Raw genomic sequence first — 19,025 nt, 5'->3', positions numbered from 1 at the left:
GACTAATTAACCGAATCCTGAGTATTTTCAGCTTTTGCTGTGCGATAGCTCTGTAGTTGTGCCAAGTCATCAAGTGCCCATACAAGACTTTGCCAATTAATATGTTCTTTGTTTTTGATGACAGAATCAAAATTCTGCAGATTCCATGATATGTAGTTCATCGTCCAAAGCGGCGATCCTAAAAAGCGCAATTCATAGAGCAAGCTCTCTTGCTTGGTTAGATTACTTTGTCCACTATATCCGATTAACTGGCCTTTTACAACAAACTCACCCTTTTGCACCAAAACCTTTTGTAAATAAGCATACACAGAAGTAAATCCAAAAGAATGTGCAAGCTTTACATAAGTACCATAACTGCCACCCTTTGAATTACTGATATGATTCACTATACCATTTGCAGTAGCAAACACTGGCGTTCCGAGAGGAATCTTATAGACAAATGCTTCCGCTTTTTTTGGTGTTCTCACCTCTTGCCATTCATAGTCTTTTATAGGATCACCATTTGGGATTATTTTGAGGATAATCTGTTTTTGCATTTCATTTAAGTCTTGAAAATTGATAGCAGTATAGTTTCCCTCATCGACTAGAGAATCCGACTTCTCATAAATATTTACAATTTTCTCTAACTCGTTAATGCGCATACTAGCTTTTAAAAGCTCGTTTGTTTTGTACTCCACATTGCGCGCTAGTTCATTGTTTTTTTCATAAATTTCTTGGAATTTTTCACGGACTCCATTTTTCTCTGCGATAAGCTCATCAAGTTCCTTGATAAGTAGCTTTACCATCAATAGATAGCTCACAAGCATCACAACAACACCGATTCCTAAATAAAAAAGTATTTTTTTGATAATACGATGGATGCTAAACTGCTTTGATCCCTCATCATCTACAATAGAAATCATGAGTTTATCTTGCATTCACTCTCCTCTGTTTATCTTTTGCTTGCTGTGCATTTTAAAAACTCCTCAACCACACTAAAAGACCCAAAAACCAAATAATATTTATCTTTTTCCAAACTTAAAGAATCAAATTCTACAAAATCTATCTCCAGCCTTTTCAAAATAGCCTTGAGATTATGTATTGGAACAATTCGTTCATTTTCAAAAATAGGCAAGATCAAAACTCTCTCGACATAGGGTTTAAAAAACTCCAAAATACCATTAATATCTTTGTCAAAGTAGCTATTATACACCAATGTGAAGCGTTTTTGGGCAAAAGTCTCAAGTAGCACAGCCACTAATGCCTTAGCACATTCAAGATTATGCCCGACATCAACCAAGATATTTTCAGCTATTCTCTCAGCACGTCCGCGTAAATCCAATGCCTTTAAGCGAGTAAAGTCAATATCCAATCCATAGAATCTCAAGACAAAGAATGCACCAAGAAGATTTTGTTTCAAAAATCCCACATAGTGGTTTTTAAGACAATACGACTGAAATAAGTTAAAAACACACTTATAATCCTGCAGCTTAGCTTTAGCTCCAAATACACCCGCAAACGCCTCACAAGCGTGCATAAAATCATCGCAAGTCTCTATGTTTTGCATACTAAAAATCCTTGCATTATATTCTTTGGCTATTTTGCAAGCAAGCTGCTGTGTTACAAGAAATTCTTGCTTGCTTAGAATCGCATTTTCTTTCATAGCGCGAAGTTTAGTGCCTGCAATAGATTCTATGCTATCCCCTAAAAAATCCCTATGATCGATTCCAATAGGTGTGAAAAAACTTAATTCACATTTAACGACACTGGTAGAATCAAACTCCCCCCCTACTCCAGCTTCTAAAACTAAAAATTCACAATCCTGCGCCAAAACTAGCGCCAAGAAAGTCGCATATTCGAAATAGCTAGACTCTTTTATGAAACCAAAAGTTTGTAAAAAATTATGCGCACGCTCTAAAGCCTCATCACTTACATGCTGCCCATTGAGATAAAAACGTTCATGAAATTCAAAAAGATGTGGTGAGCTAAAGTGCAACACACTGCGATGATTTTGTATAAGCGCTAGTGTTATAAAGCGTCCAGTACTACCCTTACCATTTGTGCCTACAAGATGGATGATGTGCTTTGGTATATGCAAGTACCTTTCAAGCTGTGAGTAGATTCTCTTGGCACGATTTGGGTCAAATGGAGCGACTTCGGCGCCTTTACTTCGAAGATATGCAACAAGACTGGATGGCTTCATTGCTTATTTTAAGTGTTTCACTCTTGGGCAGTTTTCTTAGAATCTTCTTTGAAGCTAGATTGCTCAGCATTTTTTTCTATCTGACTCCCATGGAATGCTACTTGTGAGATAAACTTATCAAGGGCTTGGGTTGTAGCATTTGAAATCGCATTAAGCTTCGCATCCTCTATTATCACAGCCGAAGTCGAGTTTGCTGCGTAATCATAATAGCCCGAGTTGCTCACACTAAGTCTCACACCATCCTTATTTTTCAGTACAAAATTTAAATCAACACTCACCCGATAAAAACTCACAAATCCATTGCTATCATAGGCTATCGGGGAGTTTGTTACAGAATTCACACGCATATCAATGATTGTATTTGCATTCTCTTTTGATGCAAGCGTATTGTGGAAACGCGTGAGTATCGCAAGATTGATGGTATCTTTTGCGCCCACAGAAGCCTCTGGTATCAATGGATTCATCGTTAGCTCCACATACACTCCCTCGCCAAAGACAAACTCAGAATACCTACTCATAGGCAAATACCCGCAAGCACCTAGCAAAAACACTAAAGCACTAAGGGTAAGCAATCTACACAAGTTCATAGCCAAGATTCTCAATCTTTATTTTGTAACAAAATTCACAAGCTTGTTTGGCACAATGATTTCTTTGACTATCTGTACATCTTGTAGCCATTTATTAGCACTTATTTTTGCAACTGCTAAGAGTTCCTCTTTTTCTATTGTATTAGACACTTCGATTTCAACACGTTTCTTGCCATTAATTGTAATTGCTATCGTGATTTCTTGGGATTGGAGTGCTTGGGAATCCACTGGGATCTTAACAAAATTTGCACGTTGGAAATAATAATCGCTCAACTCCCAGCAAATATGTGGTGTGATTGGCTCTAAAATATGCAAAAGGATAAAATATCCCTCGCTTAAGACCTCAAAACACTGGTTCTCTTTAGCTTCTAATTGCTTATCTAAAGCATTGAAGGCTTCCATACACGCTGCAATAAGCGTATTAAAAGCATAGCCTGTCTGCTTTTTATCAAAAATCGCATAAGACTTTTGCAATGCTTCATAGACTTTTTTACGCGCTGTTTTTTGGGCTTTGCTGAGTGAAGTGGTCTCTATCTTTGGCAAGCTTTGTGCAGGAATAATATCTTTACTTCTATCCCATAAACGTTTTAAGAATCGAAACGCTCCATCAAGCGCATTATCATTCCACTCTAAGTCTTTTGTTGGAGGCGCTGCAAACAACACAAACAATCTTGCACTATCACTTCCATAACGTGCAATCAGATCATTTGGCTCGACGACATTCCCTTTAGACTTACTCATCTTTGCACTATCTTTTAATACCATGCCTTGGGTAATGAGATTCCTAAAAGGCTCGCTTAAATCCACATATCCCAAATCTCTCAAGACTTTTGTGAAAAACCTTGCATACAACAAATGCAAAATCGCATGCTCAATCCCGCCAATATACTCATCAACATCTAGCCAATAAGCAATATCCTCTTTTCTAAACGCACAAGTTTCCCAGAATCTCTTGGGTGTAGCATAGCGCAGAAAATACCAGCTAGATTGGAAAAATGTATCCATCGTATCAGTCTCGCGTATGGCTTTTTGCCCACATTTTGGGCAGATACATTCTCTCCAAGTGGGATGCTGCTCGAGCGGATTCCCCTCGCCAGATATTGTGATATCCTCAGGCAGAGTGATTGGAAGATTCTCTACTCTCTCAGGAACAATCCCACACTGCTCACAATGCACCATAGGAATAGGTGCTCCCCAATATCTCTGTCTAGAAACCCCCCAATCACGCAAGCGATAGTTGATACTACCCTCCCCTAAATTATACTTTTCAAAATGTCTGATTATGGCTTCTCGTGCAGCATTCCCACTAAGCCCATCAAACTCTTGGGATTCTATAAGCTCCCCATCATCGCAATAAGGTAGATTCTCTAATCCCGGTTTTAAGACGACTTTTATTGGCAAGCCAAACTGCTTGGCAAATTCGAAATCCCGCTCATCATGTGCTGGTACACTCATCACCGCACCACTTGCATATTCCATCAAGACAAAATTTGCCACCCAAACAGGAATCTCCTCCTTGTTCAAAGGATGGATAGCCCTAATCCCTAAATCAAAACCATCCTTTGCGAGATTAAGACGCTCTCTGGCCGATGTCTTGCGCATGGCATGTAAGTGCTTTATTTGCGTCTGTGTGAGCATTCCATTTTCCAATAGAGAATCAACAATCCTATGCTCTGGCGCAAGCGCGCAATAAGTAACGCCAAAAATAGTATCCGCCCGTGTACTAAAAACTCTAAAACTCTCTACTCCACATTTATTTTGCGACTCTTGAGTGAGGACAAAAGAAAACTCAAGTCCTTGCGACTTTCCTATCCAATTTTTTTGCATTATAAGCACCTGGTTTGGCCAATGCCCCTCTAGCGATTCTAAGCCTTTTAAAAGATCATCCGCGTAATCCGTGATTTTTATATAGTACTGGAACATAAGCTTTTGCTCTATCTGCGTCCCACATCGCCAGCACCCGCCATCTATAACCTGCTCATTTGCAAGCACAGTCTTATCATGAGGACACCAATTCAAATACGCTTCTTTGCGATAGATTAGACCCTTTTCCCACATTTTGATAAAAAACTCTTGCTCAAAACGCGTATAAATACTATCGCTTGTAGCAAACTCTCTTTCTTGAGAGAAGCTAAGTCCAAGACTTTGGAGTTCTTTGCGCATAGTATCGATGTTTGTATAAGTCCATATTTTAGGGTGGATTCCATGTTTTATCGCGGCATTTTCAGCAGGCATACCAAACGCATCCCACCCCATAGGATGCAGGACATTAAATCCAATCTGTCGGTAATGTCTTGCAAGAGCATCGCCTATACAGTAATTGCGCACATGCCCCATATGAATAGCTCCACTAGGATACGGAAACATAGAGAGGATGTATTTTTTCTCCTTCTGACTTATTTCTTGTGGTTCAAAGCTTTTGTTTTCTTGCCAAAATTTCTGCCACTTTTGCTCAATGTCCTTTGGATGATACGCTATATCCATCTTAAATCCCTGCCTAATTTGGTAATTGTAAATTGTGATAAAAAGATAAGGGGTTATTTACCCTGCTTTGCCCAAGTTATTAGAATCTCTTTATTCACCTTCTAATTCATCTTGTTTTTGTTTTGGACATTTGTTAGCATAAGCAACTTTATCATCACCTACATTGACGATTTTCACCCCGCTTGTATTGCGTCCAGCTTCTCTTATAGCCTCTGTATCTACTCGTATCATTTTGCCTGAGCTTGTAAGCACCATAAGGTCCATATTTTCATCATTTATGCTTATCACGCTCACAAGCTTCCCTGTTTTTGCAGTGAGCTTCATCGCGATGACACCTTTTCCACCGCGACTTTGCAGTCTGTATTCCCCAGCACTTGTCTGCTTACCTATGCCCTGCTCGCTTACACTTAGTAGTTTATCACTATCGCTTTCAAGAGTTGTAGCTCCTATCACAAAGTCCTCATTTGCTTTGAATCTTATGCCTGTGACCCCTCGACTAACACGCCCAATCTCACGCACATCATCGATACTAAATCGTATACACATACCCTTATAAGTCGCAATAAAGAGCTCCTTAGTATCTTGCGTGATGATATTTGCGCCGACAATCTCATCATTCTCATCGAGATTTATCGCGCGCACGCCTACACTCCGTATATTGCTATATTCGCTTAGATTTGTCCGCTTCACGATTCCATTTTTTGTAAAAAACACCAATGATTTATCATTATTGAAATCAGTCGTAGTGATGGTGGCCATGATTTTCTCATCGCTTTGAAGACTGATAAGGTTTACCACTGCCTTGCCTATAGCAGTCCTGCCAGCTTCTGGGATCTTATACACCTTCAGCCAATACAGCTGCCCACGATTTGTGATAAACATAATCGTATCATGCGTATTTGCTACAAAAAAAGATTCTATGAAGTCATCATCATGTGTATTGCCACTTATCTTGCCTTTGCCTCCGCGGTTTTGCTTCTCATACACCTTGAGCTGTACTCGCTTGACATAGCCGCGATGACTTATAGTTACTACCACCGGCTCATTTGGAATCAAATCCTCTATATCTATAGCATCATAATCATCCTCAATCTGTGTTCTGCGTGGCGAGCTAAACTTCTCTTTGACTTCGAGTAACTCAGATTTAATAATTTCCTTTAGCTTCTCCTCACTTCTAAGTATTGCCTCTAAACGCGCAATTTCCTTTAAAAGCTCTGCATGTTCGCTCAGAATCTTATCTCTCTCTAGACCTGTAAGCCTTTGTAATCTCATCTCTAAGATTGCCTTGGCTTGCAGATCCGACAGTTGAAACTTCTCCATTAGAGCACTTTTTGCAGATTCTGTATCTGCACTCTGTCTTATTATAGATATGACTGCATCAATATTATCAAGCGCGATGATAAGTCCCTCTAAGATATGAGCTCTGGCTTTTGCCTTTTCCAACTCAAAGATACTACGACGGATAACGATAGTCTTGCGATGATTGATAAAGATATTGATTAGCTCCAAGAGATTGAAGATTTTTGGCTCTTTATTATTAATCGCCAACAAAATAATCCCAAAAGTACTCTCCATCGTAGTGGATTTAAAAAGATGATTAAGCACAATCTCACTCATTGCCTCGCGCTTGAGCTCTATAACCACACGGATTCCCTCTCTATCAGATTCATCGCGCACCTCCGAGATACCCTCAATGACCTTCTCTCTGGCTAATTCACTGATTTGCTCTACAAGTTTGGCTTTATTAACCATATAAGGCACTTCATCAATGACTATCATTTCTTTTGTCTTGCCATGTTCGATATGGGTCTTTGCCCGCACTCGTACACGACCACGCCCTGTGCGATAAGCTTCTATAATACCCTGCTTACCGTAGATGATTCCACCCGTGGGGAAGTCTGGCCCCTTAACAATCTCTAGCAAATCATCGACACTCACTTCCTTAGAATCCAAGACAGACAGCACAGCATCAACAATCTCATCTACTCTATGTGGAGGGATAGAAGTAGCCATACCTACAGCGATTCCACTTGAGCCATTTATAAGCAGATTAGGCAATCTCGTGGGTAAAACCGCTGGCTCACTCAAAGTATCATCATAATTTGGGACAAACTCAACAACCTCTTTTTCTATATCCCTCAGCATCTCCTCGCTTGCTTGTGTCATTCTAGCCTCTGTATATCGCATAGCAGCAGCACTATCCCCATCAATCGACCCAAAGTTACCCTGTCCATCGACAAGCTCCAAACGCATAGAAAAATCCTGTGCCATTCGCACCAAAGCATCATATACGGCAGTATCGCCATGCGGATGATATTTACCAATGACATCACCCACAATCCTCGCACTTTTCTTATAAGGTTTGCGAGAAGTTACACCAAGTTCATGCATTGCATAGAGGATTCTCCTATGTACTGGTTTTAGGCCATCTTTCGCATCAGGCAATGCACGTCCCACAATCACGCTCATTGAATAATCAAGATAGCTCTCTTTTATACTTTCATCGATACGCACATCAGTGATTTTTCCATGTTCTAGCAGATTTTCCATAATTCACACACTCTCCAAGTTTTAAGTTTCGCCATTGTATCCAAAAGCTGCTCTTAGTCAGACAGCCCTTCAAGTGCCCAAAGCATTCTTAAACCATCCTAGTTTCCATAGAATTTATTCAAACATGTTGCTTGGAGGCTATTTGGTAGAATCCAGAAAACATCTTGCCAAGCATTTGGGTGCTCAAAATGTTAGGTTTGTGATTAATAGCCCCTTACAAGAAACTCTTGCGCTTTTAGTAGGTCGCATTGTTCGTTTATATCTACACTGCTGTTTTGAGACATTTCATAGTGCGCTGTCTTTGGACTTAGAAAACTTTGGTGTTTTTTAAAGAAGGATGTTTTGGAGATATAAATTGCCCCATTGCTCATAAACACATCAGGCAAAGCTTGTCGTGGCATAAAAGGATAGGTGTTGTTGCAGATTCCCTTGAGATTCCCATCTTCATCAAGGATGAAGGATTTAAGAATCTCCTTGTTTGTCCTAAATACGCTTATAAGAGTTGTATAGTCTCCTTGGTAGAACAGCTCTAGGGCTTTTGTGATGTGGATTGCAGTGCGTAGTGGTGAAGTGGGCTGGAGCAGAATAAATGTATCAAATCCGCGAAAATGCTCTAAGACATGCAGCAAGGCTTCATCGCTCCTGACAGTATCGCTTGCCAGTATACTTGGTCTTTTGAGTGTTTGAATCGCATGGGTACTTGCATATTCTAAAATCTCTTCGCCATCACTGCTACATACAATCTCATCTATTCCATAGGCTTCTTGAGCTGCTGTAATCGTGTAGTACAACAGAGGTTTACCACCTAAAAGAGCGAGATTTTTATTCTTGATTCCTTTGGAATTGGCTCGGGCTAGTATGACTGCTAGGGTCATGGTAGTTCCATAAAGGTTTTTTGTGTGTTTATAGTAAAAAAGACTTGTTGTTGTAGAAGTTGGGAAAATAGCTCATCGCTTCTGTGTGCAGTATTTGGAGAAATGTTTCTTGTGGTTTTATAAGGCTTTATTTCTTTGATGGCTTGTAAGATGGCATCTTTATCACTTGGGACATTTTTGATGAGAACACTATCGATTCCTGTGCGTTTGGTTTGTCTTGAACCTACATTAATGCCTTGTATGCCTAAAAATACAGCTTCTTTGAGGATACAAGATGAGTTGCCTATAATAAAATCAGCGTGTTTGAGTAGAGCTATAAAATATTCGAATCGAATCGATGGGAAGATTCTAAATCGTTGATTGTCTTGGAATGCTTTGTAGCTTTCAATGATACATTCAAACCCCAAATCATTGTTTGGGTAGATAACTATGTAGTTTTTCCCACTATCTATAAGGCTTGTAGCAAAGTCTTTAGCTTGATTCATCATAGAGTGAAATTCTGTGACTACAGGATGGAACATTGCTATTGCATAATTCTTAAAAGGTATCTCGTAGTAGCTTTTGACTTGCTTGATATTGATTGTTTTATCTTGCAAAATATCAAGGTCGGGAGAACCTATGATGAAAATTGCTTTTTCGTCTTCTCCTAGTTGTATAAGATTTTTCTTGGCTTTTTGGTCATTGACCAAATGGATATGCGCAAGCTTAGAAGTAGCATGTCTTAGGCTGTCATCTATGGTTCCTGAAATCTCTCCACCTTCTATATGGGCAACCAAGATATTATTCAAACTCCCCACACTTGCAGCGGCAAGTGGCTCGATACGATCTCCATGCACAATGATTAGATGGGGTTTGATCTCAGCTACAAATTTTGAGAATCCATCTATGGTTGTACTTAGGGCTTTGTCCATTGAGTAATATCTATCGTGGTTTATAAATTTGTAGATATTTTTAAAACCTTCTTTTTCTACTTCTCTGAAAGTCGCACCAAAATAATTGCTCATATGCATGCCTGTTACAAAAACAAAGAGTTCGAAATTCTCATTCTCTTCGACTTTTCGCATCAAGGATTTGAGTTTGGAGAAATCTGCTCTCGTACCTGTAACAAAAACTATGCGTTTCTTGTCTTTATTGTTTTTCATTCAAAATCCTCATATCGCAATTGTCTGTTAGATTCGATGTGAGTGCGTGCTTTTTTGCCTAGAATCTTTTCAAATTCTTCAGCGGGTATGCCTCCTGCTGGTCTTTTGACCCAAATATTTTCTGTACTTAAGATTTCGCCTTTTTGTATAGGCTTTATGCTCACTACGCTTGCAAAGGCAAAATTTATAGTGACTTGCTCTTGGCTTGTTGCTTCTTTACTTGCTCCATCGCCTCTCATTATATACACACGCCTGCTTTGCTCGATGAGATCTTTTAAGGCAAACTCATCCATTGAACACACAATATCTGGTCCTTCTCTATCCATCGTATCGGTAAAATGTCTCTCTAATACACTTGCTCCGAGTGCTGTAGCACTAAGACAGGCTAGATTGCTCAAAGTATGATCACTTAGTCCGACAAGACATTGGAACTCAGATTCCAATTTTTTCATTGCGCTTAGGCGTACGAGATTTTCAGGTGTAGGATAGAGATTGGTAGTATGCAAAAGTACAAAAGGCACTTCAAACTCCCTTAATATCTTTACACTTTTGGCAATACTATGCAAGGTGTTCATACCCGTACTCAGCAAGATAGGTTTTTTAAAAGCAGCTATGTACTTGATAAGTGGATAATTATTACACTCTCCAGATCCTATTTTATATGCGCATATACCCATATCTTCTAAGCGGTTGGCTCCAGCTCGAGAAAACGGCGTGCTTAAATACATAAGACCTTGTTTCTCTGTATATTCTTTTAATGCTATTTCATCTTGTCGGCTTAATGCACATCGTTTCATAATCTCATAGATACTGACTTGGGCATTGCCTGGAATAATCTTTGTGGCTTCAGAGCTCATCTCATCTTCTATGATATGTGTTTGGTGCTTGATAAGCTTTGCTCCAGCTCTTTTGGCACTATCTACCATGAGTTTGGCAATCTCTAATGACCCGTTATGGTTTATCCCGATTTCAGGAATAACAAGTGGAGGTATCTTAGAAGAAATAGCAATAGTGTCTGTGAGGTGAATTTCTTGTGATTCCAAGATTATCCTTTCAATAAGTATTGGAAATACATAGAGAAAATTTGCTTATAAGGCTGGATATTTCTTGAGAGATAGAAAACGCGAAATTGCACTATTTCTTATAATTCCTTATTGCATTTTCAAGAATCTCTTTGGCTGCAGCAACATCTTTGAAGTCTTTGACTTTTACCCATTTGTTAGGTTCTAGTGTCTTATAGGTTTCAAAAAAATTCTTAATCCTATCAAGCGTGATTTGTGGCAAATCATCTAGGCTTTTGATTCTGTCATAACGCGGATCAATCTTTGAAATCGGTACGCTGATAAGCTTTTCATCCAATCCACTCTCATCTTCCATGATAAGCACACCAAGCAATCGCACCTTAATCACGCTGCCTGCTTGCAATGGATACTCATTAAGCACCAAGACATCAGCTGGATCGCCATCATTGCTTAAAGTATTTGGCACAAAGCCGTAATTAGCCGGATAGAACATAGCGCTATACATCACCCTATCGACTACTACAGCACCACTTTCTTTGTCTATTTCGTATTTGATATTTGAGCCATAGGGGATTTCGATTACTACATTGATTTTGTCTGGGTTTGAATCTACTTCGATTTTTTGTAAATCCATTGTCTGTCCTTTAAAGTTGGGATTTGATAAATGCTTGCATGTCATCTACGATTTGCTCGATACTGCGCTGGCCATCGATTTTGTGCAGCAAATTGTCTTTGGCATAAAAATCTTGGATTGTCTTTAGGGGGGCTAGATACACATTCATACGGTTATAAAACACCTCCACATTATCATCAGCACCTCTAGCGCGTCCTAGCACTCTGTCTTTGGCTACTTCCTCGCTCACGACTACTTCAATCACGCTTTTAAGCACGACATCCTTGTGTATCTTAAGCTGGGAATCCAAAGCCTCCATTTGCTCGACACTACGCGGATAGCCATCGATGAGTATGATGTCTTTTGGCGCGGTTTTGATGGCACTAATAATTGTGTCTATAACTATCTCAAGCGGCACGAGATTCCCTTTGCTCACAAAGCTATCGATTAATTTCCCGCGCTCGCTTCCGCTTGATACTTCCTCTCGCAGCAAATCCCCTGTAGAGTAATGCACAATGTGCTCAGCGTTGTTCTTAGCGATAATCTGCGCATCGGTAGTTTTCCCACTTCCGGGTGCTCCAATAATCAAAAATAACTGTTTCATATTCTCCCTTTATATTGATTTTTTGAGATTTCTTAAACGGATATGAAGCTCGCGTAATTGCTCCTCGCTGACATCATTTGGCGCATTAGTAAGGAGGCAAGTAGCCTTTTGCGTCTTGGGGAATGCTATCACATCGCGCAGAGAGAGGCTATTGCTAAGTAGCATGATAAGCCTATCAAGTCCTATGGCAAAGCCTCCATGTGGAGGCGCACCAAAACTTAGCGCCTCAAGCAAGAAGCCAAAGCGTTGCTTTGCATCCTCTTGAGAAATACCAAGAATCTTAAAAACTTCTTGCTGGATCTCTGGCTTGTGGATTCTTATACTCCCCCCGCCTAGCTCCACGCCATTGAGCACTATATCATAGGCTATAGATTGGATGGATTCTATGTCATCGGATTCTAGATTTTTGGGCATTGTGAAGGGATGGTGGAGTGCTGAGATGGAATTGTCCTCATTGCGCTCAAACATTGGAAAATCTACAATCCACACAAATTCTAATGCTTTGGTATCGATGAGGTCAAAATCTTGCGCGATTTTGATACGCAAGCGCCCCATATAATCCCACACAAGCTTTTTGTGACCTGCCCCAAAGAAAACAATATCATTGACCTCTGCCCCGACACGTTCTAAGAGAGCTTGTAAGCTTGATTCGCTCAGAAACTTCACAAGCGGGCCTTTAGCGCCATCTTCTTTGAGCTGTATGTATGCAAGCCCTTTGGCGCCAAACTTCCGCACAAATTCCTCTGTCTCACCCAGACTCTTGCGTGTGAATCTCAAATCCCCTTCTTTGACGCAGAGTGCCTTGATACGATTGCTCTGAAAATCTGCAGCGATAGAAGCAAAGATCTCATTGCTTGAATCCGTAAATAAATCCCCCACCTCTATCAGAGGCAAGCCAAAACGCAAATCAGGCTTATCGCTCCCATAAGTCTCCATCGCTTGGATGTATGGCATACGGGCAAAAGGTATGTGTATCTCATGCCCGCTTATTTGAAAAATATCTTTGAGCAAGCTCTCAGCTACACCCATGACATCCTCTTGGCTACAAAAGCTCATCTCCACATCAATCTGACTAAACTCTGGCTGCCTATCAGCACGCAAATCCTCATCGCGAAAACATTTGGCAATCTGGAAATACCTATCAAAGCCACCAACCATAAGCAGCTGCTTAAAGAGCTGTGGGCTTTGTGGCAAGGCAAAAAACTGCCCATCATGCACGCGCGATGGCACGAGATAATCACGCGCTCCTTCTGGCGTAGAAGCCGTGAGAATGGGTGTCTCGACTTCCAAAAATCCCATTTTGTGCAGCGAATTTCTTATAGCGATGGTTATCTCAGAGCGAAGTTTGAATATCTCAAAATTTTTCAATGAGCGCAAATCAAGATAGCGATATTTTAATCGCAGCTCCTCATTGACATTTGTCTCTCCTACGCTAAATGGCGGAGTGAGTGATTTGTTTTCGATGATAAGCTCATCGAGCACGACTTCGATTTTTCCGGTTTTGAGCTTTGGATTTTCTAATCCCTCGCCGCGAGCACGGACTTTGCCTTTAGCAAGCAACACAAACTCATCGCGCACACTTGAAGCACTCTCATAAGCAGGCGAGCTCGGGTCGCAGACAAGCTGTAAGATTCCGCTTTTATCGCGTAAGTCTAAAAAGATCACACCGCCGTGATCGCGATAGCTATTACACCAACCACATACATGCACCACCTGCCCTATAGTATCTGTACTGACTTCCGTGCAAAGATGTGTCCTATGCATTATGTATCCTTTAGTAAGTTTGTGATTTGGTTTGAGAAGCCTAGTGTTTGAGTAGTTTTTTGAGTGCTTGTTCTATCTCTGTTGGATTGGACTTTGTGATGAAAGCATCAGCCTTTAGGGCTTCTGCCATCTGCTTGTTAGAATCTGAGCTCATAGAAGAGTTGATAATCACTGGAATATGTGCCGTCTGTGGATTCTCTTTCACTCTTTTTAATACTTCAAAGCCTGATACCATAGGCATTTCAAGGTCTGTGATGATCGCTCCGACCATTTGCGCAACGCCTTTATTCTCGAGATAATCCAAAAGCGCCTTGCCATTTGGAAAAGCAAAATACTGGATTTCAAGCTTCTCTATAATGTTTTGCAAGGATTTTGCGGCTGTTTTGGAATCTTCGGCTAGTAACAGGACTTTATTGCTATGTATCGCTTCGATGCTTTCAAGCTCTAATTCTTTCACTTCATCATGTACTGGGAAAATATCAGATACCATGCGCTCTACATCCAGAATCTGTATCACAGAACCATCATCATATTTTGTCGTGGCTGTGACTTTAGAATTCCCATCGATTCCATACTCGCTGCCTACATTAACTTCAGCCCAATTCTTTTGGATGATACGACGAACCCCCAGAATCTTAAGCCCCACAGTGCAGTTTGAAAAATTACAAATCACCACAAGACATTTGCCATCTTCATTATCAATAGAATGCGCGCGTAAATCGCGATTTGGATGCTCAGGGTGATAATACAGCCAGCGACGCATATCAACAAGCGGTATGGTTTCATCTCTTACATTCAAAAATCCTAGGAGCACGCCGCTATTATCGCCTTCTGTCTCTGTGATGATATCGGTGTAATAAATAAGCTCGCGTATTTTAAAGACATTCATTGCATAAAGCTGGATTTCACCATTTTCCTCTTTCTCAAGTGTAAAACAAAGAAATTGCGCTTCATTTTTTAAATGCAACGAAGTATCTATTTTGTCTATCAAAATTTTCTCCTGTTTCATTAAAGTTTTGTGAAAAATGCTTTTGGTTTCGTTTGCTCTGTTGCTTTGTGTCTTGTGGATTGGTGTATAATTCTAGCTTAAATTATCCACAAATCCACTATAAAATTTAAGGGCGAACTTGCAGATCTTAGATTCCAAAGATTATAAAAATGCCGTAGCACTCTTAAAGAAAATGGCATACCACTACTATGTCCTTGATGACCCAATAGCAAGTGATTGGCAGTATGATGAGCTCTACCACAAAGTCAAAAGATACGAGCTTACCTCTAATGAAATAGATCCCACCTCTCCTACACAGCGAGTAGGCGATACTCCACTTCCTGAGTTTGAAAAAAGTTCACATCTAAATCGCATGTGGAGTTTGGATGATGTTTTTGATGAAACTGAACTAAAAGAGTGGCTGCAGAGAATCTATAAGGTATATCCAAATGCTAGCTTTGTGTGTTCGCCGAAGTTTGATGGGCTTTCTTTGAATCTGATCTATAACAATGGCATTTTACAAAGCGCTATCACACGAGGTAATGGTCTAGAAGGTGAATTAGTCACACAAAATGCACGCACGATTTTTTCAATCCCAATTGATATTCCCTACCAAGATCATATCGAGATACGCGGCGAAATCGTGATTGCAAAAGATGACTTTCAGCTGCTAAATTCCGCGCGGCTGGAGGAAAACCTCCCATTGTTTGCTAATCCCAGGAATGCAGCCGCAGGCAGCCTCAGACAATTAGATCCTAAGATAACTGCAAAGCGTCCTTTGAAATTTATGGTATGGGGAGTTGGGCATTGTAGCTTGCAATCAAATAGCTTTTATGAGATTCTTAAACACATAGAAACTTTTGGCTTCATTCCCATGCCGTTTTTTAAATACTGCACATCGCAAGATGAAATTTTACAAGCTTACACATCGCTCAAAGATATTCGCGATAGCTATCCTATAGCACTTGATGGTATGGTGGTCATGCTCGATGAGATCACTTCACAGCTCTCACTTGGCTGGACTATCAAATCCCCCCGTTTTGCCTGTGCGTATAAGTTCCCAGCGGTTGAGAAAATCTCTAAGATTATAGATGTGAGTTTCCAAGTAGGCAGGACGGGTGTCATCACACCTGTGGCAAGTCTTGATCCTATTGAGATAGAGGGTGCTATCATCTCGCGCGCAAGCTTGCACAACTTCAGTGAAATTGCAAAAAAAGATATACGCTTGTATGATAAAGTCGTAGTCGTTCGCAGTGGAGATGTGATTCCAAGAATCATCAAGCCTTTGGAATCACAAAGAGATGGCAGCCAAGAGAAGATCCAATCCCCAACAATCTGTCCTGTATGTGGAGAGAAGCTGCTTGTAGAGGAAATACTTGTCAAATGTCAGAATCTTAATTGTGAAGCACGAGTAAAAGAATCCATCATACATTTTGCGTCCAAAAAAGCCATAAATATCGATGGTTTGGGTGATAAGATTGTCTATGAGCTTTTTGATAAGGGCTTAATCAAAGGGATATTAGATCTCTATAACTTGCAAGAAGAGCAGCTTTTAGAGCTTGATGGGTGGAAAGAAAAGCGCGCAAGAAATTTGATCCTAAGTATCAAAAGCACCCGTGGAATCGAGCTTTGGCGGCTTATTAATGCATTGGGGATTGAGCATATAGGTGAGGGTGCTAGCAAAAAACTTGCAAAGCAGTTTGGGCTTGATGTGTTTAGTTTAAGCCTTGAAGAAATCACACAAATCGATGGCTTTGGTGCGGAAATGGCAAAATCCTTGTGTGAGTTTAACCATGCAAACAAAGATCTCATCACAAAAATACTTAAAATCTTGCAGCCTAGAGTGCCAGTATCTAATGCCAAAAAAGATTCTGTATTTTTGGAAAAAAATATTGTCATCACAGGTACATTATCTTTGCCCAGAGAGCATTTTGTTGGTTTAATAGAAAATCTCGGAGGCAAGGTTAGCTCATCTGTGGGTAAAAATACACACTATGTTCTTTGTGGGGAAAATGCCGGTAGCAAGCTCCATAAGGCTCAGACTCTTGGAATCCAAATTTTAGACGAAGAGACCTTTAATAAGCTAGTAGCAAAAGCCCAGTGATGAAACGATTAGGGCTTTAAACTCATATTAATTACAAGGAGTAAAAATGCAAGTCAGAGGAAAGGCTTTAGTATATGGAGACAATGTTGATACCGATGTGATTATTCCAGCGCGCTATCTCAATACCGCTGACCACAAAGAGTTGGCAATGCATTGCATGGAGGATATCGACAAGGATTTTGTGAAAAAGGTGCAACCGGGTGACATTATGGTGGGTGGTTGGAATTTCGGCTGTGGAAGTAGTCGAGAACATGCACCTATCGCTATTAAAGCCAGTGGGATTAGCTGTATTATCGCTAAATCTTTTGCTCGCATTTTTTATCGCAATGCCATAAATATAGGCCTAGCGATTATAGAATCTGAGGAGATTGCAGATTCTATAAGCTCTGATGATGAGATTGAAATAGATTTTGATAGTGGCATTATAAAGAACCTTCACACGCAAAAAAACTTTAGTACCACACCATTCCCCCCATTTATACAAGAAATCATCAATGCTAATGGTTACTTGAACTGGATAGCAAAAGACAAGAAAAACTAGCTTATGCTATTTCAAGGCACACTCTAGCGCACTCTTTCTGAGAGTGATTTACACCAAATAAGCCTGTATCTTGTAAGGAGTAACGATGACAAAAAATATCGCACTAATCAGTGGAGATGGCATAGGAATTGAGGTAATAGCGCAAGCAAGAAAAGTCTTAGATTCTGTAGCAAAGAAGTTCCACCATAGTTTTGCTTTCAATGAGCTTTTGGCCGGAGGTATAGCCATCGATAAGACAGGCAAGTGCCTACCAGAATCCACCCTCAAAGCTTGTAAGCAAAGTGATAGCGTGCTTTTAGGCGCAGTAGGCGGTCCAAAATGGGATACTCAGCCAAAGGACAATCGCCCTGAAAGTGCACTTTTAAGAATCCGCAAAGAATTGGATTTGTTTGCAAATATCCGCCCTGCAAAGATTTTCCCTCAGTTAAAAGATGCAAGTCCACTCAAAATCGAGATTTTGCAAAAAGGCATAGATTTTGTGATTGTAAGGGAGCTTGTGGGTGGCGCATACTTTGGTGAGAAAAAAATCGAAGTTATCAATGGAGAGAAGTACGCAAGTGATGCGATGAGCTATACACAATCCCAGATTACAAACATTGCAAAAGCGGCATTTGAACTAGCACTCAAGCGCAAGAAGCATATTGTGTGTGTGGATAAGGCCAATGTGCTAGATTCCAGTAGGCTGTGGCGTGAGGTAGTGGAATATGTAGCAAGAGATTATCAAGAAGTGAGCTTAGAATTTATGTATGTGGATAATGCAGCTATGCAGATAGTGCGCTGCCCTAGCCAATTTGATGTGATTTTGACAGAAAATATGTTTGGGGATATTCTAAGTGATGAAGCAAGTGTAATCACAGGGACAATTGGCGTGATTCCATCAGCATCTTTAGGACACACAAAGCTAGGGATGTATGAGCCTATACACGGAAGCGCGCCAGATATTGCAGGACAGGATAAGGCAAATCCCATAGGTACCATCCTAAGCGCGGCATTAATGCTTGATCTTTCTTTTGGACTGAAAGCAGAAGCAGAGGCGTTGCAGCAAGCAGTCATAAAAGTCTTAGATTCTGGCTATCGTACTTTGGACATGATGAGTGAGGGCATGATCAGCGTGGGGTGTGAGAAAATGGGTGATTTGATTGCGCAAAATATTTAGTTGAGGTTAATCAAGTTACTTTCCTGCTCATAGGGGATCTGTGATTTATCCCAGATTCTTGAATCTTTCTTATTTGTCAGAGTTGCTTTGACTTGTTGCTTCTTTGTCTGTCTTAAAAGAATTTCTGCTTTGTCTGCTTGTCTTATGAGCTTCTGTGATTTTCTTATTTTTCTTATTTTAAATTTTGGCAACTTCAGCGGGGCTTTATCAAAAATGCTTTGCTGTCTGACTTTGTGCTGGGCGTAGCTATGATAAGTTTTTAAGAGATTATCTTGGTATGTGGGGTTTTGGAATAGATGGGATTGTGGATAAGAGAGATTGTTTGCTAAAGCTTTAAAACACAAGAAACAAGCAAAAGACAAAGTTCTTTTCATCAGCACTGCCTTGAGAGAAATTTGGCGATTATAAACTAT

General features: G+C 40.4%; 16 protein-coding genes. 3 read left to right on the top strand and 13 right to left on the bottom strand.

Features of this window, described 5'->3' with window-relative positions; all coding sequences use genetic code 11:
- Positions 1-2: 2 nt before the first annotated feature.
- From CCY97_RS00425 to CCY97_RS00370, 12 genes are all read right to left on the bottom strand, one after another.
- Positions 3-917 (bottom strand): M23 family metallopeptidase, encoded by a 915-nt coding sequence (locus CCY97_RS00425; RefSeq protein WP_112063520.1) that lies wholly within the window; start codon positions 915-917, stop codon positions 3-5.
- 14 nt (positions 918-931) lie between these two features.
- A complete protein-coding gene (locus CCY97_RS00420) occupies positions 932-2,182 on the bottom strand; it encodes a bifunctional folylpolyglutamate synthase/dihydrofolate synthase (protein ID WP_112063519.1) in 1,251 nt (416 codons plus the stop codon).
- 17 nt (positions 2,183-2,199) lie between these two features.
- Entirely contained in the window at positions 2,200-2,769 is a 570-nt protein-coding gene (lptE, locus tag CCY97_RS00415; RefSeq protein ID WP_146744482.1) for an LPS assembly lipoprotein LptE, read from the bottom strand.
- 18 nt (positions 2,770-2,787) lie between these two features.
- On the bottom strand, positions 2,788-5,247 hold the full coding sequence (gene leuS / locus CCY97_RS00410; protein ID WP_181562770.1) for a leucine--tRNA ligase: 2,460 nt from the start codon (positions 5,245-5,247) through the stop codon (positions 2,788-2,790).
- Positions 5,248-5,343: 96 nt separating this feature from the next.
- Positions 5,344-7,803 carry a DNA topoisomerase (ATP-hydrolyzing) subunit A gene (gene gyrA / locus CCY97_RS00405; protein ID WP_112063516.1) on the bottom strand — a complete coding sequence of 820 codons (2,460 nt, stop codon included), beginning with the start codon at positions 7,801-7,803 and terminating at the stop codon, positions 5,344-5,346.
- Between the two features lie 203 nt (positions 7,804-8,006).
- Positions 8,007-8,678: an acylneuraminate cytidylyltransferase family protein gene (locus CCY97_RS00400; protein ID WP_112063515.1), complete on the bottom strand. Its 672-nt coding sequence runs from the start codon at positions 8,676-8,678 to the stop codon at positions 8,007-8,009.
- Entirely contained in the window at positions 8,675-9,820 is a 1,146-nt protein-coding gene (gene neuC, locus CCY97_RS00395; protein WP_112063514.1) for a UDP-N-acetylglucosamine 2-epimerase, read from the bottom strand. The genes CCY97_RS00400 and neuC overlap by 4 nt, the downstream gene beginning before the upstream one ends.
- The gene (locus CCY97_RS00390; RefSeq protein WP_258456773.1) at positions 9,817-10,848 is read right to left on the bottom strand and encodes an N-acetylneuraminate synthase family protein; all 1,032 of its coding nucleotides are present in this window, start codon (positions 10,846-10,848) and stop codon (positions 9,817-9,819) included. Before CCY97_RS00390 ends, neuC begins: the two co-directional genes overlap by 4 nt.
- Positions 10,849-10,954: 106 nt before the next feature.
- Positions 10,955-11,476 carry an inorganic diphosphatase gene (gene ppa / locus CCY97_RS00385; RefSeq protein ID WP_112063513.1) on the bottom strand — a complete coding sequence of 174 codons (522 nt, stop codon included), beginning with the start codon at positions 11,474-11,476 and terminating at the stop codon, positions 10,955-10,957.
- A 10-nt stretch (positions 11,477-11,486) separates the two neighbouring features.
- Positions 11,487-12,059 carry an adenylate kinase gene (locus tag CCY97_RS00380; protein ID WP_112063512.1) on the bottom strand — a complete coding sequence of 191 codons (573 nt, stop codon included), beginning with the start codon at positions 12,057-12,059 and terminating at the stop codon, positions 11,487-11,489.
- 9 nt (positions 12,060-12,068) lie between these two features.
- A complete protein-coding gene (gene aspS / locus CCY97_RS00375; RefSeq protein WP_112063511.1) occupies positions 12,069-13,823 on the bottom strand; it encodes an aspartate--tRNA ligase in 1,755 nt (584 codons plus the stop codon).
- Between the two features lie 40 nt (positions 13,824-13,863).
- A complete protein-coding gene (locus tag CCY97_RS00370) occupies positions 13,864-14,814 on the bottom strand; it encodes a chemotaxis protein CheW (protein ID WP_181562766.1) in 951 nt (316 codons plus the stop codon).
- Positions 14,815-14,956: 142 nt separating this feature from the next.
- Between CCY97_RS00370 and ligA the strand changes: the two genes are divergently transcribed.
- The 3 genes from ligA to leuB all read left to right on the top strand — a co-directional run bounded on the left by ligA (position 14,957) and on the right by leuB (position 18,612).
- On the top strand, positions 14,957-16,915 hold the full coding sequence (ligA, locus tag CCY97_RS00365) for an NAD-dependent DNA ligase LigA (RefSeq protein WP_112063581.1): 1,959 nt from the start codon (positions 14,957-14,959) through the stop codon (positions 16,913-16,915).
- A 46-nt stretch (positions 16,916-16,961) separates the two neighbouring features.
- Positions 16,962-17,456, top strand: a complete 495-nt coding sequence (gene leuD / locus CCY97_RS00360; protein ID WP_112063509.1) for a 3-isopropylmalate dehydratase small subunit — start codon at positions 16,962-16,964, stop codon at positions 17,454-17,456.
- An 85-nt stretch (positions 17,457-17,541) separates the two neighbouring features.
- On the top strand, positions 17,542-18,612 hold the full coding sequence (gene leuB / locus CCY97_RS00355; protein WP_112063508.1) for a 3-isopropylmalate dehydrogenase: 1,071 nt from the start codon (positions 17,542-17,544) through the stop codon (positions 18,610-18,612).
- On the opposite strand, the gene CCY97_RS00350 is transcribed toward leuB, so the two are convergent.
- Positions 18,609-18,986, bottom strand: a complete 378-nt coding sequence (locus tag CCY97_RS00350; protein WP_112063507.1) for a hypothetical protein — start codon at positions 18,984-18,986, stop codon at positions 18,609-18,611. The two genes, leuB and CCY97_RS00350, sit on opposite strands and share 4 nt — an antisense overlap.
- Positions 18,987-19,025: the final 39 nt, after the last annotated feature.

It is taken from the genome of Helicobacter sp. 10-6591 (genome assembly GCF_003288805.1).
In the GTDB taxonomy this organism is placed as follows: domain Bacteria; phylum Campylobacterota; class Campylobacteria; order Campylobacterales; family Helicobacteraceae; genus Helicobacter_F.
Note: the sequence above shows the minus strand (reverse complement) of the source record. Positions and strands in the feature narration are given on the sequence as shown.